Origin of the sequence: Pseudomonas saponiphila, assembly GCF_900105185.1 — a bacterium.
Lineage (GTDB): Bacteria > Pseudomonadota > Gammaproteobacteria > Pseudomonadales > Pseudomonadaceae > Aquipseudomonas > Aquipseudomonas saponiphila.
Genome location: NZ_FNTJ01000001.1, coordinates 1639390 through 1663508, shown reverse-complemented (window position 1 = coordinate 1663508; position 24119 = coordinate 1639390). Strand labels below are relative to the sequence as shown.

At 62.1% G+C, this 24119-nt stretch carries 22 protein-coding genes and 2 pseudogenes; 16 read left to right on the top strand and 8 right to left on the bottom strand.

Annotated elements, in window-relative coordinates; genetic code table 11:
- The first annotated feature begins 49 nt into the window (after positions 1–49).
- The gene (locus tag BLV47_RS07980) at positions 50–1339 is read left to right on the top strand and encodes a M18 family aminopeptidase (RefSeq protein ID WP_092311869.1); all 1290 of its coding nucleotides are present in this window, start codon (positions 50–52) and stop codon (positions 1337–1339) included.
- Here BLV47_RS07980 and BLV47_RS36100 read toward each other — a convergent pair.
- Complete coding sequence (locus BLV47_RS36100; protein WP_167365614.1) at positions 1315–1479, bottom strand: hypothetical protein; 165 nt, start codon at positions 1477–1479, stop codon at positions 1315–1317. The genes BLV47_RS07980 and BLV47_RS36100 overlap by 25 nt on opposite strands.
- Between BLV47_RS36100 and BLV47_RS36095 the strand changes: the two genes are divergently transcribed.
- On the top strand, positions 1478–1627 hold the full coding sequence (locus BLV47_RS36095; protein ID WP_167365613.1) for a hypothetical protein: 150 nt from the start codon (positions 1478–1480) through the stop codon (positions 1625–1627). The genes BLV47_RS36100 and BLV47_RS36095 overlap by 2 nt on opposite strands.
- A 79-nt stretch (positions 1628–1706) precedes the next feature.
- Entirely contained in the window at positions 1707–3863 is a 2157-nt protein-coding gene (locus BLV47_RS07975; protein WP_092311866.1) for a mechanosensitive ion channel family protein, read from the top strand.
- 50 nt (positions 3864–3913) lie between these two features.
- On the opposite strand, the gene BLV47_RS07970 is transcribed toward BLV47_RS07975, so the two are convergent.
- Positions 3914–4627 (bottom strand): UTRA domain-containing protein, encoded by a 714-nt coding sequence (locus tag BLV47_RS07970; protein ID WP_092311863.1) that lies wholly within the window; start codon positions 4625–4627, stop codon positions 3914–3916.
- Between the two features lie 363 nt (positions 4628–4990).
- Here BLV47_RS07970 and BLV47_RS07965 point away from each other — a divergent pair, with 363 nt between their 5' ends.
- From BLV47_RS07965 to BLV47_RS07940, 6 genes are all read left to right on the top strand, one after another.
- Positions 4991–6058 (top strand): ABC transporter substrate-binding protein, encoded by a 1068-nt coding sequence (locus tag BLV47_RS07965; protein ID WP_092311859.1) that lies wholly within the window; start codon positions 4991–4993, stop codon positions 6056–6058.
- Positions 6059–6194: 136 nt separating this feature from the next.
- Entirely contained in the window at positions 6195–7001 is an 807-nt protein-coding gene (locus tag BLV47_RS07960) for an alkaline phosphatase family protein (RefSeq protein ID WP_092311856.1), read from the top strand.
- Positions 6998–7843: an ABC transporter permease gene (locus BLV47_RS07955; RefSeq protein WP_060840509.1), complete on the top strand. Its 846-nt coding sequence runs from the start codon at positions 6998–7000 to the stop codon at positions 7841–7843. The genes BLV47_RS07960 and BLV47_RS07955 overlap by 4 nt, the downstream gene beginning before the upstream one ends.
- Positions 7830–8630 carry an ABC transporter permease gene (locus tag BLV47_RS07950; protein ID WP_060840510.1) on the top strand — a complete coding sequence of 267 codons (801 nt, stop codon included), beginning with the start codon at positions 7830–7832 and terminating at the stop codon, positions 8628–8630. Before BLV47_RS07955 ends, BLV47_RS07950 begins: the two co-directional genes overlap by 14 nt.
- The gene (locus BLV47_RS07945; RefSeq protein WP_092311853.1) at positions 8627–9616 is read left to right on the top strand and encodes an ABC transporter ATP-binding protein; all 990 of its coding nucleotides are present in this window, start codon (positions 8627–8629) and stop codon (positions 9614–9616) included. The genes BLV47_RS07950 and BLV47_RS07945 overlap by 4 nt, the downstream gene beginning before the upstream one ends.
- A 40-nt stretch (positions 9617–9656) precedes the next feature.
- The gene (locus BLV47_RS07940; protein WP_092311850.1) at positions 9657–10310 is read left to right on the top strand and encodes an HAD family hydrolase; all 654 of its coding nucleotides are present in this window, start codon (positions 9657–9659) and stop codon (positions 10308–10310) included.
- 92 nt (positions 10311–10402) lie between these two features.
- Here the strand turns inward: BLV47_RS07940 and BLV47_RS07935 are convergent, their stop codons facing one another.
- On the bottom strand, positions 10403–11365 hold the full coding sequence (locus BLV47_RS07935) for an NAD(P)H-quinone oxidoreductase (protein ID WP_092311847.1): 963 nt from the start codon (positions 11363–11365) through the stop codon (positions 10403–10405).
- A 138-nt stretch (positions 11366–11503) separates the two neighbouring features.
- Between BLV47_RS07935 and BLV47_RS07930 the strand changes: the two genes are divergently transcribed.
- The 5 genes and pseudogenes from BLV47_RS07930 to BLV47_RS07910 all read left to right on the top strand — a co-directional run.
- Positions 11504–13588: a carboxy terminal-processing peptidase gene (locus BLV47_RS07930; RefSeq protein ID WP_167365628.1), complete on the top strand. Its 2085-nt coding sequence runs from the start codon at positions 11504–11506 to the stop codon at positions 13586–13588.
- 134 nt (positions 13589–13722) lie between these two features.
- Positions 13723–14244: pseudogene (locus tag BLV47_RS07925) on the top strand (EAL domain-containing protein); the annotation flags it as partial.
- 208 nt (positions 14245–14452) lie between these two features.
- Positions 14453–16138, top strand: coding sequence for an IS21 family transposase (istA, locus tag BLV47_RS07920; protein ID WP_062838241.1), 1686 nt, complete (start codon positions 14453–14455; stop codon positions 16136–16138).
- A complete protein-coding gene (gene istB, locus BLV47_RS07915; protein ID WP_062838242.1) occupies positions 16026–16775 on the top strand; it encodes an IS21-like element IS1474 family helper ATPase IstB in 750 nt (249 codons plus the stop codon). The genes istA and istB overlap by 113 nt, the downstream gene beginning before the upstream one ends.
- Before the next feature lie 94 nt (positions 16776–16869).
- A pseudogene (locus tag BLV47_RS07910) lies at positions 16870–18195 on the top strand (bifunctional diguanylate cyclase/phosphodiesterase); the annotation flags it as partial.
- Here BLV47_RS07910 and BLV47_RS07905 read toward each other — a convergent pair.
- From BLV47_RS07905 to bamJ, 5 genes are all read right to left on the bottom strand, one after another.
- A complete protein-coding gene (locus BLV47_RS07905; protein ID WP_092311841.1) occupies positions 18146–18562 on the bottom strand; it encodes an SEL1-like repeat protein in 417 nt (138 codons plus the stop codon). The pseudogene BLV47_RS07910 and the gene BLV47_RS07905 sit on opposite strands and share 50 nt — an antisense overlap.
- Positions 18563–18934: a hypothetical protein gene (locus tag BLV47_RS07900; protein ID WP_003179080.1), complete on the bottom strand. Its 372-nt coding sequence runs from the start codon at positions 18932–18934 to the stop codon at positions 18563–18565.
- On the bottom strand, positions 18931–19272 hold the full coding sequence (locus BLV47_RS07895; RefSeq protein ID WP_092317101.1) for a helix-turn-helix domain-containing protein: 342 nt from the start codon (positions 19270–19272) through the stop codon (positions 18931–18933). The genes BLV47_RS07900 and BLV47_RS07895 overlap by 4 nt, the downstream gene beginning before the upstream one ends.
- 114 nt (positions 19273–19386) lie before the next feature.
- On the bottom strand, positions 19387–19842 hold the full coding sequence (locus BLV47_RS07890) for a YkvA family protein (RefSeq protein WP_092311838.1): 456 nt from the start codon (positions 19840–19842) through the stop codon (positions 19387–19389).
- Positions 19843–20134: 292 nt separating this feature from the next.
- Positions 20135–20848, bottom strand: coding sequence for a BamJ family beta-barrel-assembly machinery protein (bamJ, locus tag BLV47_RS07885; protein ID WP_016963891.1), 714 nt, complete (start codon positions 20846–20848; stop codon positions 20135–20137).
- Positions 20849–21117: 269 nt separating this feature from the next.
- On the opposite strand from bamJ, the gene BLV47_RS07880 reads away from it, so the two are divergent.
- Together BLV47_RS07880 and BLV47_RS07875 are read left to right on the top strand one after the other, a co-directional pair.
- A complete protein-coding gene (locus tag BLV47_RS07880; RefSeq protein ID WP_092311835.1) occupies positions 21118–22926 on the top strand; it encodes a di-heme-cytochrome C peroxidase in 1809 nt (602 codons plus the stop codon).
- Positions 22923–24092, top strand: coding sequence for a catalase family protein (locus BLV47_RS07875; protein WP_092311832.1), 1170 nt, complete (start codon positions 22923–22925; stop codon positions 24090–24092). Before BLV47_RS07880 ends, BLV47_RS07875 begins: the two co-directional genes overlap by 4 nt.
- The last annotated feature ends 27 nt before the right edge of the window (positions 24093–24119 follow it).

Below are 24119 nucleotides of genomic sequence, written 5' to 3'. Positions count from 1 at the left end.
GCCACGATCCAATACGTTAAACTCGCGCCACTGCTGTCTGGAGCTACTTATGCGCGAAGAGTTGAACCAAGGCCTGATCGACTTCCTCAAGGCCTCCCCTACCCCTTTCCATGCCACTGCCAGCCTTGTTCAACGTCTGGAAGCGGCCGGTTATCAACGCCTCGACGAGCGCGAGCCATGGACCACCGAGGCCAACGGTCGTTACTACGTCACTCGTAACGACTCCTCCATCGTCGCCTTCAAGCTGGGGCGGCACTCGCCGTTGCAAGGCGGCATCCGCCTGGTGGGCGCGCACACCGACAGTCCGTGCCTGCGGGTCAAGCCGCAGCCGGAACTGCAGCGCCAGGGCTTCTGGCAACTGGGCGTGGAAGTCTACGGCGGCGCGCTGCTGGCCCCCTGGTTCGACCGCGACCTGTCCCTGGCCGGCCGCGTGACCTTCCGTCGCGACGGCAAGGTGGAAAGCCAGCTGATCGATTTCAAGGCACCGATCGCGATCATTCCCAACCTGGCCATTCATCTCAACCGGGAAGCCAACCAGGGCTGGGCAATCAATGCACAGAATGAACTGCCGCCGATCCTGGCCCAGTTCGCCGGCGACGAGCGGGTGGATTTCCGTGCGGTCCTGACCGACCAGCTGGCTCGGGAACACGGCCTGAACGCCGACGTGGTGCTGGACTACGAGTTGAGTTTCTATGACACCCAGAGCGCGGCGGTAATCGGCCTGCATGGCGATTTCATTGCCGGTGCGCGCCTGGACAACCTGCTGTCCTGCTACGCCGGATTGCAGGCCCTGTTGAACGCCGACAGCGACGAAACCTGCGTACTGGTGTGCAACGACCACGAGGAAGTGGGCTCCTGCTCGGCCTGCGGCGCCGACGGCCCGATGCTCGAACAGACCTTGCGTCGCCTGCTGCCCGAAGGCGACGAGTTCGTGCGCACCATCCAGAAATCGCTACTGGTGTCCGCCGACAACGCCCACGGCGTGCACCCCAACTACGCGGACAAGCACGACGCCAACCACGGCCCGAAACTCAATGCCGGCCCGGTGATCAAGGTCAACAGCAATCAACGTTACGCCACCAACAGCGAAACCGCCGGTTTCTTCCGCCACCTGTGCATGGCCGAAGAAGTGCCGGTGCAGAGCTTCGTGGTGCGCAGCGACATGGGCTGCGGCTCGACCATCGGCCCGATCACCGCCAGCCACCTGGGAGTGCGCACCGTGGATATCGGCCTGCCGACCTTCGCCATGCATTCGATCCGCGAACTGTGCGGCAGTCATGACCTGGCCCACCTGGTGAAAGTGCTGAGCGCCTTCTACGCCAGCCGCGAACTGCCCTGAGGCATGCGGCGGGCGTGGACCTCCATGCCCGCCGGCTTCTGATACACATCAACCCAGGTCGCGACAAAGCGACCTAGACTGATAAGTACCTCTTCTGACAAGGCCGTCGCCATGATCTCGATGTCTTCGTTCCATTCCATGCTCATCCCGATTCTCTCGGGCATGATCCTGTTGGCCATCGGCTTCAATTTCCGGGACAAGAACCTCGGGGTGTTCAGCATGTGGATCGGCATGCTGCTGATTCTCGGAACCGTGGTGTACAAGATCCTCGCCAAACTCGCGGAATAAATGCAGCACCTGCCCTCGCATTGAATTTGGTGGCCTCGTACACTCGGTCGATCCGTTTGTCTGCGAGGTTGACCACCCAGTGTTTGCTCGTCTTTTCGCCCTGCCCTGCTATGCACTCGTCTGCCTGCTGACCCTGCTGCCGCTGAGCAGCGCTCAGGCGGTGGGCCTGCCCGGCCTGCTGGGTAACCAGACCAAGGCGCAGCCCCAGGCCGAGGAACCCCTGGGGCAATCCCTGGATGAGGTCATCAAGTCCCTGGAGAACGACCAGCAGCGGGCCAAGCTGCTGGCGGACCTGAAAAAGCTCCGGGACGCCACGAAAAAAGCTCAGCCCACCCCCGAGGAAGGCGTACTGGGCTTGATCGGCGGCACCCTGAGCAGTCTTGAGAAGCAGTTTTCCGGCGCCGACAGTCCGGTCAACCGCTGGACGGACGAGTTCGATCTGGCCCAGGAAGAACTGGCGGCGCTGATGCTGCCGGCCAGCCAATGGCTGCCGATCATCTTTGCCTTTGCCTTGATCCTCATGGTCTGGAGCCTGCTGGCGGCGGCTTTGATCTGGCTCAGTCACCGGGTGCGCCTGCGTTTTGGCCTCACCGACGAACTGCCCCAGCATCCCAAGACCTGGGACTTGCTGCGTTTCGCCCTGCGCAAGCTCGGCCCCTGGCTGATCGCCCTGCTGATCACCGTCTACATGACCTACTCCCTGCCCTCTTCCCTGGGCAAGGACCTGGCCATGGTCCTGGCCTATGCGCTGGTGATCGGCACCTGCTTCTCGGCGATCTGCGTGGTGGCGTTTTCCGTGCTCGATGGCCCGCACCGCCATCGCGCGCTGTACATCCTGCGTCGCCAGGCCTTCCGCCCGCTGTGGTGGATCGGCAGTTTCGCCGCCTTTGGCGAAGCCCTGAGCGACCCGCGCATGGTGGCCAGCCTCGGCCAGCACCTGGCGCATACCGCGGCGACCTTCGCCAATGTGATGGCGGCGTTGTCCACCGGGGTGTTCATCCTGCGTTTTCGCCGGCCCATCGCCCACCTGATCCGCAACCAGCCGCTGTCCCGGCGCCTGACCCGCCGGGCCCTGAGCGACACCATCGAAATCATCGGCACCTTCTGGTACCTGCCGGCCCTGGTGCTGGTGGGCATTTCGCTGTTCGCCACCTTTGTCTCGGCCGGCGATACCAGTACCGCCCTGCGCCAGTCCCTGCTGTGCACCGTGCTGCTGGTGCTGTGCATGGTGATCAACGGCCTGGTGCGGCGCCACGCGCTCAAGCCGCAACGTGGGCACAAACGCCACGCGCTGTACTCCGAGCGCCTGAAAAGCTTCTTCTATACCCTGGCTCACCTGGCGGTGTGGCTGGCGTTCATCGAACTGGGCCTGCGGGTCTGGGGCATGTCGCTGATCCGCTTCACCGAAGGCGACGGCCATGAAGTCAGCGTCAAGCTGTTCAGCCTCGGCGGCACCCTGATCTTCGCCTGGCTGATCTGGATTCTCAGCGACACCGCGGTGCATCACGCCCTGACCCGCTCGCGCAAGGGGCTGGCCAATGCCCGCGCGCAAACCATGATGCCGCTGATCCGCAACGTGCTGTTCGTGGCGATCTTCATCATTGCCACCATCGTCGCCCTGGCCAACATGGGCATGAACGTCACGCCGCTGCTGGCTGGTGCCGGTGTCATCGGCCTGGCCATCGGTTTCGGCGCCCAGTCCCTGGTGGCGGATCTGATCACCGGCCTGTTCATCATCATCGAGGACTCCCTGGCCATCGACGATTACGTGGATGTCGGCGGCCACCTCGGCACTGTCGAAGGCCTGACCATCCGCACCGTGCGCCTGCGGGACATCGACGGCATCGTGCACACCATCCCGTTCAGCGAGATCAAGAGCATCAAGAACTACTCCCGGGAATTCGGCTACGCGATCTTCCGCGTGGCGATTCCCTACAACATGGAGATCGACGACGCGATCAAGCTGATGCGCGATGTCGGCCAGAAAATGCGCACCGATCCCTTGCAGCGGCGCAACATCTGGTCACCGCTGGAGATTCAGGGCGTGGAAAGCTTCGAGTCCGGCAGCGCCATTCTCCGGGCTCGCTTCAAGACTGCGCCGATCAAGCAATGGGAAGTGTCACGGGCTTTCAACCTGTCCCTCAAGCGCCACCTGGACGAAGCCGGACTGGACCTGGCCACCCCGCGCATGAGCATCCAGGTGATCACCCCCGGCAGCACCCCGGAAAAACAATGACCCCGTAGGAGCCGGCTGGCCGACGAAAGCGATCAATCGACCCGGCTCGCCTACAGCACGTCAACGCCGACATGAATCGCGTCATGCCGCCAGAACTCCAGATCACAATCGATCAGCCGCTCGTGCTGGTCATAGTTGACCCGGGCGATGCGCAGCCCGGGACTGCCCACCGAGACCTTCAAGGCCGCCGCCGCTTCCGGCTGCAATGAAGTGGGCACGATCTCGAAGCGCACCCTTCCGTAATGCAGGTCGTAATGCCGGGCATAAAGCTCGGTGATCGACTGGTTCAGGTCCAACTCGAGAATGTGCGGAAAGTACTTGGGATTCAGGTAGTGCTCGACGTACAGCACCAGCCGCTCGTCGATGCGCCGCACCCGGCAGATCTGGATCACGCTGGACAGCGCCGGCAGCTGCAGCCAGGCGCAGACCGCCGCCGAAGCCGGTTGCAGCCGCGCCGAAATCACCTCGGTGGAAGGCACTCGCCCCTGGGCACTGACCATGGCGTGGAAATGGCTACGCTGCATCAGGTTGTAGGCCAGCCGCGGCGGCGAAACGAACCAGCCCCGGCGCTCCTCGCGGTAGATCTGCCCCTGGGCCTCCAATTGCAGCAAGGCCTCGCGCACGGTGATGCGGGTGGTGGCGAACAGTTCGCTGAGCTTGCGCTCGGCCGGCAGCTTGCTGCCCGGCGCCAACAGACCGTGGGTGATCTGTTCCTGCAGGACCTGGCCGATGGCTGTCACCGCTTTGGTTGCATCAATACGCATCAACGTTACCTATCTGGACTAGACCAGCACTGTTTCAGGGCAGCGCAGTGGTCGGGACAGCGCTCTGCAGCCGTGTCCAAAGCCTAGGCAATGCATATGACTGAGAGATGACAAAGCCGCCGAGCGGCCCCCTGGCGAACCTGCAAATTGCCCGCCAGAACCTTGCAGAACGGGTGTTTGGTCATGGTCTACGCTTATTTCGCAGCGTCGGACCTGCGCCCGAATCCATGCGCCGACCGTTGGCACCGACATCAAAGTGTCATCCAACACGCCTAAATTGGCTCAGGTATTGCTGACCTAGACCAACCCACCGCAAGACCGTCGATAACAACGCAGCGTTGAACACGCCCAAAGGAGCTTCGGATGAAACAGCTTTTCCTGGCATCACTGTTAGGCTCGACCATTGCCCTGTGCACCGCCGCCATGGCTGCTGATAACGATTTGAAAACCCTGGAAGCCGCTGCGAAAGCAGAAGGCGCGGTCAACAGCGTCGGCATGCCCGATGACTGGGCCAACTGGAAAGGCACCTGGGAGGACCTGGCGAAAACCTACGGCCTCAAGCACATCGATACCGACATGAGCTCGGCCCAGGAGATCGCCAAGTTCGCCGCCGAGAAAGACAACGCCAGCGCCGACATCGGCGACGTGGGCGCGGCCTTTGGCCCGATCGCGGTCAAGCAGGGCGTGGTCCAGCCTTACAAGCCAAGCACCTGGGCCCAGGTCCCGGACTGGGCCAAGGACAAGGACGGCAACTGGGCTCTGGCCTACACCGGGACCATCGCCTTCATCATCAACAAGAAGCTGCTGCACGGCTCTGACGCACCCAAGAGCTGGGCCGACCTGGAAAAAGGCAAGTACAAGGTATCCATCGGTGACGTGAGCACCGCCGCCCAGGCCGCCAACGGCGTACTGGCCGCGGCCATCGCCAAGGGCGGCGACGAGAAGAACATCCAGCCGGCGCTGCTGATGTTCGCCGAGATCGCCAAGCAGGGTCGCCTGTCCTTGGCCAACCCGACCATCGCCACCATGGAAAAGGGTGAAGTGGAAGTCGGCGTGGTCTGGGACTTCAACGGCCTGAGCTACCGCAACAAGATGGTCAACAAGGACGACTACGAAGTGCTGATCCCGTCCGATGGCTCGGTGATTTCCGGCTACACCACCATCATCAACAAGTACGCCAAGCACCCCAACGCCGCCAAGCTGACCCGCGAATACATCTTCAGCGATGCCGGCCAGACCAACCTGGCCCGCGGCAATGCCCGGCCGATTCGCGCCGAACACCTGACCCTGCCGGCGGACGTGCAGGCCAACCTGCTGCCCAACGAGCAGTACAAGCACGTGACGCCGATCAAGGACGCCGATGCCTGGGAGAAAACCTCCAAGGCCCTGCCGCAGAAGTGGCAGGAAGAAGTGATCATCAACATGCCATAACGCTGTATCAGTCGTAGGAGCCGGCTTGCCGGCGCAGGCCTGCACGAAGGTGCAGATACCTTCGCCGGCAAACGCAGTGCCGTCCGGCCGCTCCTGCAGGTTCCACGCGCTGCCTGATCCCGGAGTCCCCCCGTTCATGAAGCACAACGTCATTCTTGTGGTGCTCGACGGCCTCAACCACGAAGTGGCCCGACACGCCATGGGCCATCTGCAAGCCTACGTCGGCGCAGGCCGCGCCGCCCTGTACAAGTTGCAATGCGAGTTGCCGGCCCTGTCCCGGCCCCTGTACGAGTGCATCCTCACCGGCGTCGCACCGATCGACAGCGGCATCGTGCACAACCAGATCTCGCGCCTGTCCAACCAGCGCAGCCTGTTCCACTACGCCCGCGAGGCCGGCCTGAGCACGGCCGCGGCGGCTTACCACTGGGTCAGCGAACTCTACAACCAGAGCCCGTTCAACGCTCCCCGTGACCGCCATACCGTCAACCCGGAACTGCCGATCCAGTACGGCCACTTCTACTGGAGCGATCACTACCCCGATTCCCACCTGTTCGCCGATGCGGAGAACCTGCGGCTGCGCCATCAGCCGAACCTGCTCCTGGTGCACCCGATGAACATCGACGATGCCGGGCACAAGCACGGCCTGGACAGCGCCCAGTACCGCAACAGCGCGCGCTCGGCGGACATCATCCTCGCCGACTATCTGCAAGGCTGGCTCGATGCCGGCTATCAGGTACTGGTGACGGCCGATCACGGCATGAACAACGACCGCTCGCACAATGGCCTGCTGGCCGAGGAGCGGGAAGTCCCACTGTTCGTGCTCGGCGATGCCTTCAGCCTCGACCCCAACGCCACGCCCAAGCAAACCGAGCTGTGCGGCACTATCTGCCAACTGCTGGGCGCAGCCCATGACAAACCTTTCTGCCGGGAGCTGTTGCAGTGAATTCAGTGACCCGCGGCAAATGGCTGGCGGCGCTGTGCCTGGTGCCCTTTGCCCTGTTCTTCATCGTGTTCCAGATCGCCCCGCTGGCATGGGTGCTGATCAACAGCCTGCAGTCGGAAGAGTTCGGCTGGGGCCTGGCCAACTTCAGCAAGATCTTCAGTTCGAAGTTCTACCTGCAGGCCATCCAGTACAGCCTGGAGATCAGTTTCTGGTCCAGCGTGTTCGGCATCATCATCGCCGTGCTGGGCAGCTACTCGCTGCGCAGGGTGGACTCCAGGCTGCGCAACTTCGTCAACGCCTTCGCCAACATGACCAGCAACTTCGCCGGCGTGCCCCTGGCCTTTGCCTTCATCATCCTCCTGGGCTTCAACGGCACCATCACCATCATGCTCAAGCAGTCGGGGATCATTCAGGACTTCAACCTGTACTCCAAGACCGGGCTGATCATTCTCTATACCTACTTCCAGATTCCCCTGGGCGTGCTGCTGCTCTACCCGGCCTTCGACGCCTTGCGTGAAGACTGGCGCGAATCCGCCGCGCTGCTGGGGGCCAGCGGCTGGCAGTTCTGGCGGCATATCGGCCTGCCGGTGCTGACCCCGGCACTGCTCGGCACCTTCGTCATCCTCCTGGCCAACGCCCTGGGCGCCTACGCCACGGTCTACGCCCTGACCACCGGCAACTTCAACGTGTTGCCGATCCGTATCGCCGCCATGGTTTCCGGGGACATCTCCCTGGATCCGAACATGGCCAGCGCCCTGGCCGTGGTGCTGGTGGCACTGATGACCCTGGTGACCATCGTCCATCAGCTGCTGCTGAAGAGGAGCTACCATGTCTCGCGCTGAACCCGGCTCCGCCGCGCTCTACCACCGGGTGGTGGTCTACTTGCTGTTCGCCATCCTGCTGCTGCCGCTGCTGGGGACCTTTGTCTATTCCATCGCCAGCAGTTGGTCGGCCACCATCCTGCCCAGCGGCTTGACCTTCAAGTGGTACCTGCAGCTGTGGAGCGACCCGCGCTTTCTCAACGCCTTCGGCCAGTCGCTGCTGGTCTGCGTCGGCGCGCTGGTGCTCTCGGTAGTGTTGATCCTGCCGCTGCTGTTCGTGGTGCACTACCACTTTCCCAAGCTCGATGCGCTGATGAACATCCTGATCCTGCTGCCCTTCGCGGTGCCGCCGGTGGTGTCTTCGGTGGGCCTGCTGCAGCTCTATGGTTCGGGGCCCTTGGCCATGGTCGGCACGCCCTGGATCCTGATCGGCTGCTACTTCACCGTGGCGCTGCCGTTCATGTACCGGGCCATCACCAACAACCTGCAGGCGATCAACCTCCGCGACCTGATGGACGCCGCCCAACTGCTCGGCGCCAGCACCTGGCAGGCGGCTTTCCTGGTGGTCCTGCCCAACCTGCGCAAGGGCCTGATGGTGGCGCTGCTGCTGTCGTTCTCGTTCCTGTTCGGCGAGTTCGTGTTCGCCAACATCCTGGTCGGCACCCGCTATGAAACCCTGCAGGTCTACCTCAACAACATGCGCAACAGCAGCGGCCACTTCACCAGCGCCCTGGTGATCTCCTACTTCTTCTTTGTGCTGGTTCTGACCTGGGCCGCCAACATCTTGAACAAGGACAAAAGCCAATGAGCTTCGTCAGCGTCCAACACCTGCAAAAGCACTACGCCGGCACCACGGTGTTCAGCGACATCAATTGCGAGATTCGCAAAGGCGAGTTCGTCACCCTGCTGGGCCCGTCCGGCTGCGGCAAATCCACCCTGCTGCGCTGCATCGCCGGGCTGACCCCGGTGGACGGCGGCAAGATCCTTCTCGACGGCCAGGACATCGTGCCCCTGAGCCCGCAGAAACGTGGGATCGGCATGGTGTTCCAGAGCTACGCGCTGTTTCCCAACATGACCGTGGAACAGAACGTGGCCTTTGGCCTGCGCATGCAGAAGGTCAACGCCGACGACAGCCACAAGCGCGTGCAGGAAGCCCTGCAACTGGTGGAGCTCAACGAATACGCCAGCCGCTACCCCCATCAACTGTCCGGCGGCCAGTGCCAGCGCGTGGCCCTGGCCCGCTCTCTGGTGACCCGCCCGCGCCTGCTGTTGCTGGACGAACCGCTGTCGGCCCTGGACGCGCGGATCCGCAAGCATCTGCGTGAACAGATCCGCAACATTCAGCGGGAGCTGGGACTGACGACTATCTTCGTCACCCACGACCAGGAAGAAGCGCTGACCATGTCCGACCGGATCTTCCTGATGAACCAGGGCAAGATCGTCCAGAGCGGCGACGCCGAAACCCTCTACACCGCCCCCGTGGATGCCTTCGCCGCGGGCTTTATCGGCAACTACAACCTGCTGGACGCCGAAAGCGCCAGCAAGCTGCTGCAACGGCCGGTCAACGGGCGCATCGCCATTCGCCCGGAAGCCATCGAACTGCGCAAGGAAGGCCAGTTGGATGCCCTGGTGCGCAGCCACAGCCTGCTGGGCAATGTGATCCGCTACCGGATCGAAGCCCGTGGCGTGGAACTGGTGGTGGATGTACTCAACCGCTCGGCCGATGACCTTCATGCAGACGGCCAGCGCCTGGCATTGACCATCGATCCGGCAGCCCTGTGTGAGGTAGCCTGATGGCATTCACGCAATTGATCCTGAAGAGAGAGCGGTACTGATGGCCCTGGCAATTTTTGATCTGGACGAAACCCTGATTCACGGCGACTGCGCCACCCTCTGGAGCGAGCAGATGGGCCGCCTGGGCTGGGTCGACAGCGAATCGTTCATGCGCCGCAACCATGAGCTGATGGACGCCTACAGTCACGGCAAGCTGGCCATGGAGGAATTCATGGATTTCAGCCTGGAGCCCATGACCGGGCGTACACCGGAGGAAGTCGCGCACTTGGTCGAGCCCTGGGTGGAAGAGGTGATCGAACCGATCATCTTCAGCGATGCCTGCAAAGCCATCGCCGCCCATCGCCAGGCCGGCGACCGGATCCTGGTGATCTCGGCCTCGGGCACCCATCTGGTGAAACCGATTGCGGCCCGCCTGGGCATCGACGAAGTGCTGGGCATCGAGCTGGAGGTGCAACATGGAGCCTACAGCGGCCGCACCGTTGGCACCCTGACTTACCGCGAAGGCAAGATCACCCGTCTGCTGGAATGGCTGGATGCCGAGGAGGAAAACCTGGAAGGCGCGACCTTCTACTCCGACTCGCGCAACGACCTGCCGTTGCTGCTGCGAGTGGATCATCCGCAAGTGGTGAACCCGGACCCGGTATTGCGTGAGCACGCAGAAAAAGCCGGCTGGCGGATCCATCACTGGAAGTGACCTGCCCCCGAAAACCCCGGAGCTGGCTTGTGTAGGAGCTGGCTTGCCAGCGAACTCAATCGCCTTATCCGGCAGGTCAGCTCCTACAGGGCTCAGTTCAGGCTGGGGTCAATCACCAGCACCAGCTTGCCCGACACCTTATTGGTCGCCAGTTCGGCAAAGGCGACTTCAGCGTCCTGAATCGGAAAGGTCTTGGCCAACTGCGGAGTCAGACGTCCCTCAGTGAACAGCGGCCAGACATTTTGCCCGAGGTCGCTCAGCAGGTCGGCCTTGAACTGCTCGTTGCGGCTGCGCAGGGTCGAGCCGAGCAACTGGATGCGCCTGGCCAGAACCTGGGCCAAATCCAGTTGCGCTTCACGCCCCCCCATCAAGCCGATCAACACCCAACGCCCATCCACCGCCAGCAACTTGAGGTTGTCGGCCGCGTAATTGGCCCCCACCGGATCAAGGACGACATCGAACGGGCCAAAGTCCCGCAGCGCCTCCAGGCCATCGGTACGCACCACGCCGCCCTGGGCCCCCAGGCTTTCGCAATAGGCCAGGCGATCAGCGGAACCGACACTGACCCAACACGGATTACCGAACGCCTTGCACAATTGAATGGCGGCCGAACCGACACCACTGGCTCCGGCGTGCAACAGCACCTTCTCCCCGGGCTTGAGCGCCGCCAGTTGGAACAGGTTGAGCCAGGCCGTGGCGTAGACCTCGGGCAATGCCGCCGCTTCGACCAGGGACAGGCCCTCAGGCACCGGCAGCACATGGCGCGCATCCACTACCACTTCCTCGGCCATGCCGCCACCGGCCAGCAGCGCGCACACCCGATCTCCGATCTGCCAGGACGAACCCGGGCCTACTTCGCTGATAATCCCCGAGCACTCAAGGCCCAGGATCGAGCTGGCTCCCGGAGGCGGCGGATAGAGTCCGGCTCGCTGCAGCAGGTCGGCACGATTGAGCCCCGCAGCCGCCACACGAATGCGAACTTGCCCTACATCACAGGCCGGACTTGGCTCTTCAACCCACTCCACATGACCTTCAACGCCTTGCAATGCTTTCACAGTGCCTCCATAGTGAGTCTGGACTGAGCCCGGAGCGGTAGCACCGGGCTTTTTGCATTATGCGACCGGCCTTTATGGAACCGGCGACTTCAAAGACGGCCTAATATGCGTTATCAATTGCCCCCGCGTCGAATCAGCATGAAGCATTTGTTCCCCAGCACCGCCCTCGCCCTTTTCATTGGTTTCGGCTTACTGCCGATGTCGACCAATACGTTCGCAGCCAATAGCTGGGACAACCTTCAGCCCGATCGCGATGAGGTAATTGCCAGCCTCAATGTTGTAGAACTGCTCAAACGCCACCATTACAGTAAACCGCCGCTGGACGATGCGCGCTCGGTGATCATCTACGACAGCTACCTGAAGCTGCTGGATCCGTCGCGCAGCTACTTTCTGGCCAGCGACATTGCGGAATTCGACAAATGGAAAACCCAGTTTGACGATTTCCTCAAGAGCGGCGACCTGAACGCCGGATTCACCATCTACAAGCGTTATCTGGACCGGGTCAAAGCGCGTCTGGACTTCGCCCTCGCGGAACTCAACAAGGGCGTCGACAAGATCGATTTCAACGCCAAGGAAACCTTGCTGATCGACCGCAAGGACGCACCATGGCTCAAGACCACCGCAGAACTCGACGACCTGTGGCGCAAACGCGTCAAGGACGAAGTGCTGCGGATGAAGATTGCCGGCAAGGATCCCAAGCAGATCCAGGAAACCCTGACCAAGCGCTACAAGAACCAATTGGCGCGCCTGGACCAGACCCGAGCCGAAGACATCTTCCAGGCCTACATCAACACCTTCGCCATGTCCTACGATCCGCACACCAACTATCTGTCGCCGGATAACGCGGAAAACTTCGACATCAACATGAGCCTGTCGCTGGAGGGCATCGGCGCCGTGTTGCAGAGCGACAACGACCAGGTCAAGGTCGTGCGCCTGGTACCGGCAGGCCCGGCGGACAAGACCAAGCAAGTGGCTCCTGCGGACAAGATCATCGGCGTTGCCCAGGGCGACAAGGAAATGGTCGACGTGGTCGGCTGGCGCCTGGACGAAGTGGTCAAGCTGATCCGTGGGCCGAAAGGCACCCTGGTGCGCCTGGAAGTGATCCCGGCTAGCAATGCGCCAAATGATCAGACCAGCAAGATCGTGCCCATCACCCGCGAAGCAGTGAAGCTCGAAGACCAGGCGGTGAAGAAGTCGATCCTCAACCTCAAGCAGGACGGCAAGGACTACAAGCTCGGGGTGATCGAGATCCCGGCCTTCTATCTGGATTTCAAGGCCTTCCGCGCCGGTGACCCGGACTACAAGAGCACCACCCGCGACGTGAAGAAACTGCTGACCGAGTTGCAGAAAGACAAGGTTGACGGCGTGGTCATCGACCTGCGCAACAATGGCGGCGGTTCTCTCCAGGAAGCCACCGAACTGACCAGCCTGTTCATCGACAAGGGCCCGACCGTACTGGTGCGCAACGCCGACGGCCGTGTCGATGTACTGGAAGACGAAAACCCCGGCGCCTTCTACAAAGGCCCGATGGCGCTGCTGGTCAACCGCCTCTCGGCTTCGGCGTCAGAAATTTTCGCCGGTGCCATGCAGGACTATCACCGCGCGTTGATCATCGGTGGCCAGACCTTCGGTAAAGGCACGGTGCAGACCATTCAGCCACTGAACCATGGCGAGCTGAAACTGACCCTGGCCAAGTTCTACCGGGTTTCCGGCCAGAGCACCCAGCATCAGGGCGTGCTGCCGGATATCGGCTACCCGTCGATCATCGACACCAAGGAAATCGGCGAAAGCGCCCTGCCTGAAGCCATGCCGTGGGACACCATCCGCCCGGCCATCAAGCCCGCCGTTGATCCGTTCAAGCCGTTCCTGGCCCAGCTCAAGGCCGAACACGAAAGTCGCTCGGCGAAAGATCCGGAGTTCGTGTTCATCCGCGACAAGCTGGCCCTGGCACAGAAACTGATGGCGGAAAAGACCGTCAGCCTCAACGAGGCCGATCGTCGCGCACAACATGCCGACATCGAAGCCAAGCAACTGGCGCTGGAAAACGCACGTCGCAAGGCCAAGGGCGAAGAGCCGCTCAAAGAGCTGAAGAAAGAGGACGAAGACGCGCTGGCCGCTGCCGAGCCGGACAAGACCAAGCCGGAAGACGACGCCTACCTGAGCGAAACCGGGCGCATTCTGCTGGACTATCTGAAGCTCAACACCTCGGTGGCCAAGCACTGAAGATGATGGCAATTTAATTCGATCGCTCCTCGGATCGTCATTAAACAGTCATCATTCTGTCGTGAAATAAAGGACCGGGCGCCGCTCTTGAACTGGAGCGGCGCCCGGTCCTTTTTTTATCGACAGAGATCGCCATGACCACGACCGAACAGCTGAGTGCATTGAGTTCAATCCTGGCTCAAAGCGGTTTGCACAGCCTGTTCCAACCGATCATCAGCCTTTCCGAGCGGCGCATCCTGGGTTACGAGGCCCTGAGTCGCGGTCCCTCCAACAGCCCCCTGCACTCCCCTGTCGCCCTGTTTGCGGTAGCGCGTCAGGCCGGCCGCCTGAGCGAACTGGAGATCGCCTGCCGCCACAGCGCCTGCAAACGCTTCAGCGAGCAGCAACTGCCCGGCAAACTGTTTCTCAACGTCTCCCCCGAATCCCTGCTGGAGGCGGCCCACCAACCCGGACGCACCCTGCAACTGCTCCAGGACTTCGGCATCCCGCCCAGCCAGGTGGTGATCGAACTCACCGAACAAACGCCCATCGACGACTTTCAGCTGCTGCAGAATGCCCTGCATCACTACCGCGACATGGGATTTTCCATCGCCCTGGACGACCTCGGCGCCGGCTATTCAAGCCTGCGCCTGTGGTCCGTGCGGATTTCGGAGCACCGTGACCGGCCGTTTCGGTTGATCGTGACCGGTCATTTCGCTAACGCGTGACCGCTCATTTCGGTAGCAACGTGACCGATTTTCCGCCTGTTCCGAAACAGGTGGTCACGGCTTACCGAAATCGCCGGTCACGACTTAGCGAAAGCCTTCCCCTTCGTTGCGCATGACCTGATGCGCCGCCATCCTCGACCGATTTCGGGAGAGGAAGATGGCGGCGCCGCGAGTAGCCATGCGAAACATCAAAGAATGTCTGCGCCTCAAGTTTGAGGCCGGCTTGTCCCACGAGAAGATTGCCCGTGCCTTGCAGCTGTCCAAGGGCGTGGTTAGCAAGTACATCGCGGCGGCGCGGGTGGCCGGGCTGGACTGGCCGGCGCTGGTGGCCATGGACGAGGCCGCGCTGGCGGCCGCCTTGTTTGCACCGACGTCGACGAACAAGCCGCGCGGTGAGCGAGTGCTGCCCGATGTGCTGAGCATCCACCGCGAGTTGCGACGCAAGGGCGTGACCTTGCAGCTGCTGTGGGAGGAATATCTCGCCGCGCATGCGGGCCAGCCGACCTACCGCTACACCCAGTTCGTCGAGCACTACCGGCGCTACGCCCAGACGCTCAAACGTTCGATGCGTCAGCTGCACCGTGCGGGCGAGAAGCTATTCATCGACTATGCCGGGCCGACGCTGCCGGTGGTCGACCCGGCCACCGGCGAAGTGCGCCGGGCGCACATCTTCGTCGCCGCCCTGGGCGCCTCGAATTACACCTATGCCTGCGCGACGCCAGGCGAAACCCAGGTGGACTGGCTGACCTCGCTGGGCCAGGCTCTGACCTACTTTGGCGGCGTGCCGGAAATGGTTGTGCCGGACAATCCGCGCGCCCTGGTCGCCCAGCCGGATCGCTACGAGCCGGGCCTGAACCGGGCCACGCTGGAGTGCGCGCGTCATTACCAGACGGTGATCCTGCCGGCACGGCCACGCAAGCCTCAGGACAAGGCCAAGGCCGAGGTGGCGGTGCAGGTGGTCGAGCGCTGGATCATGGCGCGGCTGCGCCATCGGCAGTTCTTCAGCCTGCATGCGCTTAACCAGGCCATCGCCGAGCTGCTGGAGGATCTGAATCGGCGCCCGTTCAAGCGGCTCGATGGCTGCCGGCGCGACTGGTTCGAGCGCCTGGATCGCCCGGCCTTGCGAGCGCTGCCGGTGCATCCCTACGAGGTCGCCACCTTCAAGCGCTGCAAGGTCAGCATCGACTACCACATCGAGGTCAATGGCAGCTTCTACAGCGTGCCCTCCGCCCTGGCCCGGCAGAACGTGGACGTGCGACTGACGGCACACACCCTGGAAGTGCTGCATGGCAACCGGCGGGTGGCCAGCCACCTGCTGCTGGGGCGACGCGGCGCTTACAGTACCCAGCGCGAGCACATGCCCGCGGCGCACCAGGCGCATCGCGAATGGACGCCACAACGCCTGCTCGACTGGGGCGCGCGGATCGGCCCCTACACGCGCCAACTGATCGATCACCAACTGACCCACAAGCCGCACCCGGAGATGGGCTACCGCGCCTGCCTCGGCCTGCTCTCGCTGGCCCGGCGCTATGGCAATGCACGCCTGGAAGCCGCTGCCGAACGTGCCGTACACCTGCGCGCCTTCACCGGGCGCAGCGTGCGCAACCTGCTCCAGCAAGGCCTGGATCAACAGCCGCTGCCCCAGCGTGCCGCCGAAACGACCTTACCCGGCGACCACGAGAACGTCCGTGGCGCCGACTACTACCAACCCCCGCAACAGGAGCTGTTCGATGATGCCGCAACACACCCTGAATCAACTGCACCAGCTACGCCTGGACGGCATGGCCCGCGCCCTGGAAGAGCAATGGACGCTGCCGGCCAGCCACAGCCTGAGCTTCGATGAACGCCTCGGCCTACTGCTCGACCGCGAACTGGCCTGGCGTGACAACCAGCGCCTGGTACGGCTGCGCAAGAAGGCCAAGCTCAAGTACGCCAACGCCTGCCTGGAAGATCTCGACCGCCGCACCGGACGCGCCCTGGACGAGCGTCTGATCGCCACCCTGGCCAGTGGCGACTGGATCCGCCAGCAGCACAACCTGCTGCTGACCGGCCCGACCGGTGCCGGCAAAACCTGGCTGGCCTGCGCCCTGGGCAACCAGGCCTGCCGCCAGGGCTATAGCACCCTGTACCTGCGCACCCCGCGCCTGCTGGAACAACTGCGCATCGCTCATGGCGACGGCAGCTTCGGCCGTACCCTGCAACAGCTGGCAAAGGTCGACGTCCTGGTGCTGGACGACTGGGCGCTAGCCCCGCTGGAGGAAGGAGCCCGGCATGACCTGCTGGAGGTGATCGACGACCGCGCTGGCAGCCGCTCCACCATCCTGACGAGCCAACTGCCCATCGAGCACTGGCACGGCTGGATCAACGACCCGACCCTGGCCGATGCCATCCTCGACCGCCTGGTGCACAACGCCTACCGACTGACGATGAAAGGCGAGTCGCTGCGCCGAAAAAAAGCCGAGGAACAAGCCGCATCGTGACCGATGCGATTACAATCCAGAACCCGCGCAACCGGGGTGGAAGCACCGGTCACGTATTAGCGAAACGCTCGGTCACGTTCACCGAAATCCGCAGTCCGAGTTGCGCCCGGATTATGTGAAGATCGATCGACACTTCATCGACGGCATCCATCAGGACGCGCTCAAACGCGAGTTCGTCGGTTCGATCCTGCAGATCGCCAAGGCTTCCCGCGCCCAGGTCATCGCCGAAGGCATCGAGATGCTCGAGGAACTGGCGGTGCTCACTGAAATGGGGGTCGATCTGGTCCAGGGCTACTTGCTGTGCCGGCCGCAGGAGCAGCCGCCACGTGATGCGCGGGCGATGATGCCCAAACACGACCATCCCAGCGTGGCGCTCAACGACGAAGGCAGCGACCTCAGCGCCCTGCTCAACGAGCAACCGGCCGTCGCCCGCAATACGCCAACGGCCAACGTCCTGGAAGCCTTTCGCCGGCAAGCCAACCTCAATTCCCTGGCTGTCCTTGACGAGCTGGACCAGCCCTGCGGGATCGTTCATCGGCACTCACTCTCGGACGCCCTGCTCAAACCCTTTGCCACCGACCTGTTTGCCCGCAAACCCATCAGTCGCCTGATGAACGACGATTTCCTCGCCGTCGAACTCAGCCAATCCCTGCAGCAGGTCAGTCGCCTGATCACCAGTCGCGCGCGGCAACGCATCGAGGAAGACTTCATCATCACCCTCAACGGCCAGTACCTGGGACTGGGTCGGGTCATAGACGTACTCAAGCTGATCACCGAGCTGAAAATCCAGCAGGCTCGCTACGCCAACCCGTTGACCTTGCTGCCGGGCAACGTCCCCATCCAGCAGTGCCTCGCACGCTTGCTGCAGCAGGGACGGGAATCGGTGATCTGCTATGTGGATATCGACAGCTTCAAGCCCTTCAACGATATCTACGGCTATGGCCGTGGCGATGAAGTGCTGCTGTGCCTGGCTCAATGCCTGAATGATCGGGTCGATCCCAGCCGCGACTTCGTCGGGCATATCGGCGGCGATGACTTCTTGCTGGTGCTGGGTCCGGAAGACTGGCGCAAGCGTCTGAATCAGCTGCTGGACGACTTCCACAGTCAGTGTCGACGCTTCTATCGCAGCGAACACCTGGAAGCCGGCTGTTTCGTAGCGCCCAACCGCCAGGGCGTGCGCCAGGAGTTTCCCCTGTTATCGCTGTCCATCGGCGTGGTGCACCTGTATCCAGAGGCCTGTGGACAACTGGATTCCAGTCAGCTGGCGGAACTGGCATCCCAGGCCAAGCATCACGCCAAGAACGTCCAGGGCTACAGCATCCACGTGATCGACAGCCTGGAAGCCGCAACCAGCCTGGGAACGCATCCCCTCAAAGAGCCGCTGCAGGATCAGCCGACTGATCGAGCTGCATCAGTTTAAGCTCCGCAAGAGGATGACCGGCCTGTGCCGAAAGCCGCCACCAGCGGGCGGCCTCGACCGCATCGGGAGCCTTGCTGGGCGAGCCGGCAAGACTGATCACACCCAGTTGATAGGCCGCTTTGCCGTCACCCGCCAATGCCGCCAGACGCAACAGGCGCTGGCCTTCCTCACGCGCACCAAGCCCTTGCCCGCGAAAGGTCAGGATATGCCCATAGAAACTCTGCGCACCGACGTTACCCAGGTTGGCCATGCGTGCGAACTGACCTTCCATCCAACGCCAGGTACGGGGTTGACGGATAAACCAGGGCCAATGAAACAAGCGGCGCGCCAGCCAATAACCGAGTCGCGCCTTGAGTGGCAGGAACATTCAAGCCTCCGCTGATTCGGGGTACTCGTACTCGAACACCCGCACCACTTCCGAAGCGTGCCATGAGGCGGCAGCCACCCCATCGGAAGGCCCGGAAAAACGTCCCAGGCGCTCGACACACTCGAAGAATCCGGTACGCGGCAAACGACTGGCGCCCTGGCTGATCACCAATGAGCTGCGCAGTGGCTGTTCGGCTCGAGCATCCAGGGCCGCCAGGTGCTCCAGGGCGGCCGTCAAGGTCTGCATGGCCGGACTGGGCAGTTGCAATCGCTCCAACAGCGCACGATAGGTTAAAAGGTGACGTTGACGACGGGCTTGATCCAGCTCACCCAACAGCCCATCCCAGTGCTGACGACTGATCCTTACACTCACGATTGCTCCCTCCACCCCGGTACCGTCAACTCCCAGGCCAGGCTGCGGCGAATCGCAGCGTCGGGTTGACGCTCGCCACTTTCAATCAGGGCCAGGTAAGACGGACTGATACCTACTTTGCGGGCCAGCGCCTCGATGGCGATGCCCTTCCCTTCGCGCAGATTGCGTAATTGATCCAGGCCCGGAAGACTCTGGGCCGGTGGCGCCGCCTGAGACGTAGCGCCAGCATGTGATAGTGGTTCGGTGAGGCCTGCGGCTGTCAATAAAGCTTGATACTGAGCCCACGGCAGAACCGCGTATTCGGGCTCGCCATCGCGTTCAATAATCTGAATATCCATTACTACCCCGTAGGACAACGACACTTATCGAGTCGGACTTTTCCTTTGAAGTGTAATCCTAACAGCGGCTGCGGTCGCGGGAAGCATGATTGTTGACCCCGCGAGTCAATCGACTCAGTTTTGCCGCGGTCCCTCCAGGCGCAACTGTTCCGGTGTATCCGGCAGACGTTCGACTGCCGCCAGTTTTTCCGGGCGCTGACGGCCACGCCAAGCGCGGAAGGCGCTGAGTTCGTCGTCCAGGGTCTTCATCAGCCAGGCCAGCACGGCAATGTCGTCGAGCATGCCAAACACCGGGATGAAATCGGGAATCGCGTCCACCGGACTGAGGAAATACATCAACCCCGCCACCACCGATAACAAGGACTTGGAGCTGATCGCCCGATATTCGCCTCGCCAGTAAGCCAGGCATAACGCCTGGAGCAGGCGCAGGTCGTCCTTGACCTTGCCCAAGCGCCCTCCCTGGATCGCCCCCTTGCTGGCGACCGCGAACAATAGCGTCGGCAAACGACCACGGCTCAGCAACCGGCTCGCCAAGGGCAGGAAGCGAGCAAAGTTCCAGGGTGTTTTCATCATCACTCCCACTGAAATGTTATCCACACAAATTGTGGATAACCTTGTGAACAGAGCTATTTTTCACGGCTGAAAGCCCCGTCTCACAAGGGCTGAGCTCAGATCGGGCGTTTTTTACTCACATAAAAAAACCCATAATTTCATTGACTTGGCAGCCTTCAACGACTACCCGCAGCTGACAACCCGTTCTGACCGCGGACGATGCCGCTGGTTCGCATTAATTGCCAGATGAGTCTTGCAGAAACGACAACGCCCCGTAAAAACGGGGCGTTGCTTCAGGCGCAAAGACAGGTTACTTGGCGGCGTCCTGCTTGGCTGGATCCTTGATCCCCAGCAGCTCCAACTCGAATACCAGCACCGAGTTGGCCGGGATCGACGGGCTTGGGCTTTGCGCGCCGTAAGCCAGATCGCTAGGGATATACAACTTGTACTTCTCACCCACGTGCATCAATTGCAGGCCTTCAACCCAACCGGGGATCACGCCACTGACCGGCAGATCGATCGGGCTACCACGCTCTACCGAGCTGTCGAACACGGTGCCGTTGGTCAAAGTACCGGTGTAGTGAACGGTCACCACGTCAGTCGGCTTTGGCTGAGCGCCGTCGGCCTTCTTCAACACTTCGTACTGCAGGCCGGAAGCCGTGGTGGTCACACCGGCTTTCTTGCCGTTCTCTTCGAGGAATTTCTTGCCGGCAGCCGCCGACTCTTCGCTCATCTTGGCCATGCGCTCTTCGGCACGCTTTTGCAGCGCGGCAAAGGCTTCGACCAGTTCTTCGTCCTTCAGCTTCTGTTCTTTCTTGCCGACGGCATCTTCGATGCCCTGGGCTACGGCTTTGGAATCCAGGTCATCCATGCCTTCCTGAGCCAGGCTCTTGCCCATGTTCAGGCCGATACCGTAGGAAGCTTTTTGCGCCGGGGTTTTCAGCTCTACGCTGGTCTGCGAATCACAACCCGCAAGTACCAGGCTAACCAGGGCCACCGCCGCCGCCAACCGATGCTGTTTCATGCTATTTCCTTGTTCATGCGCCTAAAGGGCAATCGAATAAAGCCGCGAGCTTATCAGGCGACCACGACCAATGGCTACCGGCGTAAGAGTAGTAAATGTCCGATAAGTTCACGTCTTTAAACACGTTTTTGTGCTGTGGGGAACGCCCCGCCCAGGCGGCTGAATGAGGCACTGGAACGAGCGCGAATAACCATAGCGCAAGTAATGGCTACTTGCCGCGTCAATGACGCTCAGGCATAAGGAAGGCAAATTCGACAAGGACGTACATCTTGCGCCTCATTTACCGTGTATTACTGATAATCGCCGTACTGATCGGCACAGTCCTGGCCGTGGTCCTGTACTACATCGCCAACCCCAAGCTTCCTGAATATGTGCCCGTCGAACAGGTGCACTACCTGGATCAGTGGGATGCAACAGACCGCCAGACCTACTATTTCACCCCCCAAGGCACCCAGGTCAAAGGCCTGCGCTATGAGTGGTTTGTGGCCCTGGAACTGCCCTTCTCCGAACAATCCTTTGCCGCGCCCGAGTACCTGGCACGCTTTGGCTTTCTGGTGGAGCCCGGACAGAAAGCCACAGCGCTGAATCCCGGCAATCTCCCGGCAGGCTTCGCACGCCACCAAAACCCCGGCAGCCCGGAACACTACCTGGACATCACCTGCGCCGCCTGTCACACCGGCGAACTGCGCTTCAACCATCAGGCCCTGCGTATCGACGGAGGATCGGCGCAACACGTACTGCCCTCAAGCGTGCCGACCCTGCGTGGCGGCAGCTTCGGCCAGGCCCTGGTGGCCAGCCTTACCGCCACTTATTACAACCCCTGGAAGTTCGAACGTTTCGCTCGCAAAGTCCTGGGCGACAACTATGAGGAGCAGCACCAGCAACTGCGCAAAGACTTCAAGCGCTCACTGGACAACTTCCTGCAAGTGGCCTGGAACGATACCCACCGCGGCCTGTATCCCACCGAGGAAGGGCCGGGTCGTACCGACGCATTCGGGCGCATCGCCAACGCCAGTTTCGGCGACGCGATTTCCCCAGAGAACTACCGCATCGCCAATGCTCCCGTGGACTACCCGCAATTGTGGGATATCTGGACATTCGACTGGGTACAGTGGAACGGCTCGGCGCAGCAACCCATGGCGCGCAATATCGGCGAAGCCCTCGGGGTCGGCGCGACCCTGAACCTGTTCGACGCCAACGGCCAGCCGCTCACAGGCGAATCACGCTATCCATCCAGCGTGCGGGTTCGTGACCTCAACCTCATCGAAGAAACCTTGCAGCGCCTCAAGCCCCCGGCCTGGCCGGAAACACTGCTGGGCGCCGTCGATAAGCCCCTGGCCGCCAAGGGTCGTGAGCTGTTCGTCCAGCATTGCGCAGGCTGCCATCAGCCGTCGGTGAGCGAGAACAATGGCCGACCGGTTCAGCAGTTGAAAATGCTCCCGGTTTCCGTGATTGGCACCGACCCGAACTCCGCCAGCAATATCGCCGACCTGCGCTATGACCTCAGCGCCCTGCAGTGGGATACCGCCGAGCTGGCAAAATCCAATGTCGAGCTGCACCCGACGCCCACCGAACCGCTGGACCTGCGCCAACTCTCGGCGGCCAAGGGCCTGGCCTACATCACCGCCTTCGTCGAAGAGCGCGCCTATCGTGACGCCAAGGTCAGCCCCGAGGAGCGCCCACGACTGGACGGCTATGGCCTGCCAATCGGGGTACGAGAGCTGCGCGCCTACAAGGCCCGCCCGCTGGCCGGGGTCTGGGCAACCCCGCCCTACCTGCACAACGGCTCGGTGCCCAACCTGTATCAACTGCTGTCTCCGCAAGCGGAGCGCTCGACGACCTTCTATCGCGGCACCTTCGAGTACGACCCCAAGCACCTGGGCTACCGCCCGGAAGCCTTCAAGAATGGTTTTGAATTCGATACCCGCATCAGCGGCAACCACAACAGCGGTCACGAATTCCGCGCTGGCCAGCGAGGCAACGGAGTTATCGGCCCGTTACTGCAGCCCGAGGAGCGCTGGGCATTGCTGGAATACCTGAAAGTGCTGGGCGGACCGCTGGAGTCGCAACTGCCATGAAACTCGATCTCGCAAGAAAACGACCGTCGCTGCTGGCCAGGCTGTGGCTGCGCCTGGGCTCATTGCTGGGCAAGACGCTGCTAATGCTGCTGGTCATCGGCCTCATGGCCTGGGCGCTGTCCAGCGCCTGGTTCGCCTGGCAGCACCGCGGCCCGGTGGCGGTACAGGAGCAGATTCCCGCCGATGAGGCCGCGCGCACCCAGGACATCATCCAGACCGCCGTGCGCATCGTCGACCAGCACCGCGAGGGCACCCGCTACCTGCGCGATGCCCATGCCAAGGCCCATGGCTGCGTAAAAGCCGAGGTCCAGGTACTCAAGGACCTGAGTCCGGAGCTGCGCCAGGGAGTGTTCGCCAGTCCTGGCCAGACCTGGCAAGCGACGGTGCGCTTGTCCAATGGCAATGCCTATCCGCAGTTCGACAGCATTCGCGACGCCCGCGGCATGGCAATCAAACTGTTGGATGTGCCAGGGCAACAGTTGATACCCGCGGAATCGGGGCGACGCGAGCAGGACTTCGTGATGTTCAACCATCCGAACTTCTTCGTCAGCGATGTGGCCGAGTATCAGCAGAACATCGCCGCCCAGGCGGACGGCAAGAAAGCCGGGGCGTTCTTTCCTGGCTGGGATCCTCGCAGCTGGCAGGTCCGCCACCTGTTCATCGCCCTGGCCACGCTGTCACCGGCACCGGCCAGCCCGACCCAGAGCACGTACTTCTCGGTTTCGCCCTACAAGTTCGGCAATGCCAATGCCAAGTTCCGGGTGATGCCGGACCCCGACAGTTGCCCGGCCTACAGCCTGCCGGCGCAGAATCAGGACCTGCCCAACTTCCTGCGCAGCGCCCTGACCCAACAACTGTCCACCGATCGGGTTCCGGCCTGCTTCGTCCTGCAGATCCAGCGTCAGAACCCGAGTCGGTTCATGCCGATCGAGGACACCAGCATCGAATGGAAGGAAAGCGACGCCCCCTTTGAAACCGTGGCGCGCTTGACCATTCCCGCACAGGACTTCGACACCCCGGCGCAGAACCTGGCCTGCGACAACCAATCCTTCAACCCCTGGTTCGGCATCGAAGCCCATCGCCCCATCGGCGGCATCAACCGCTTGCGCAAAGCGGTCTACGAAGCTGTCAGCGACTATCGGCACAGCCGAAACGCCGAGCAGTAAGCCATGAACAAGAAAAGCGGCCCAAGG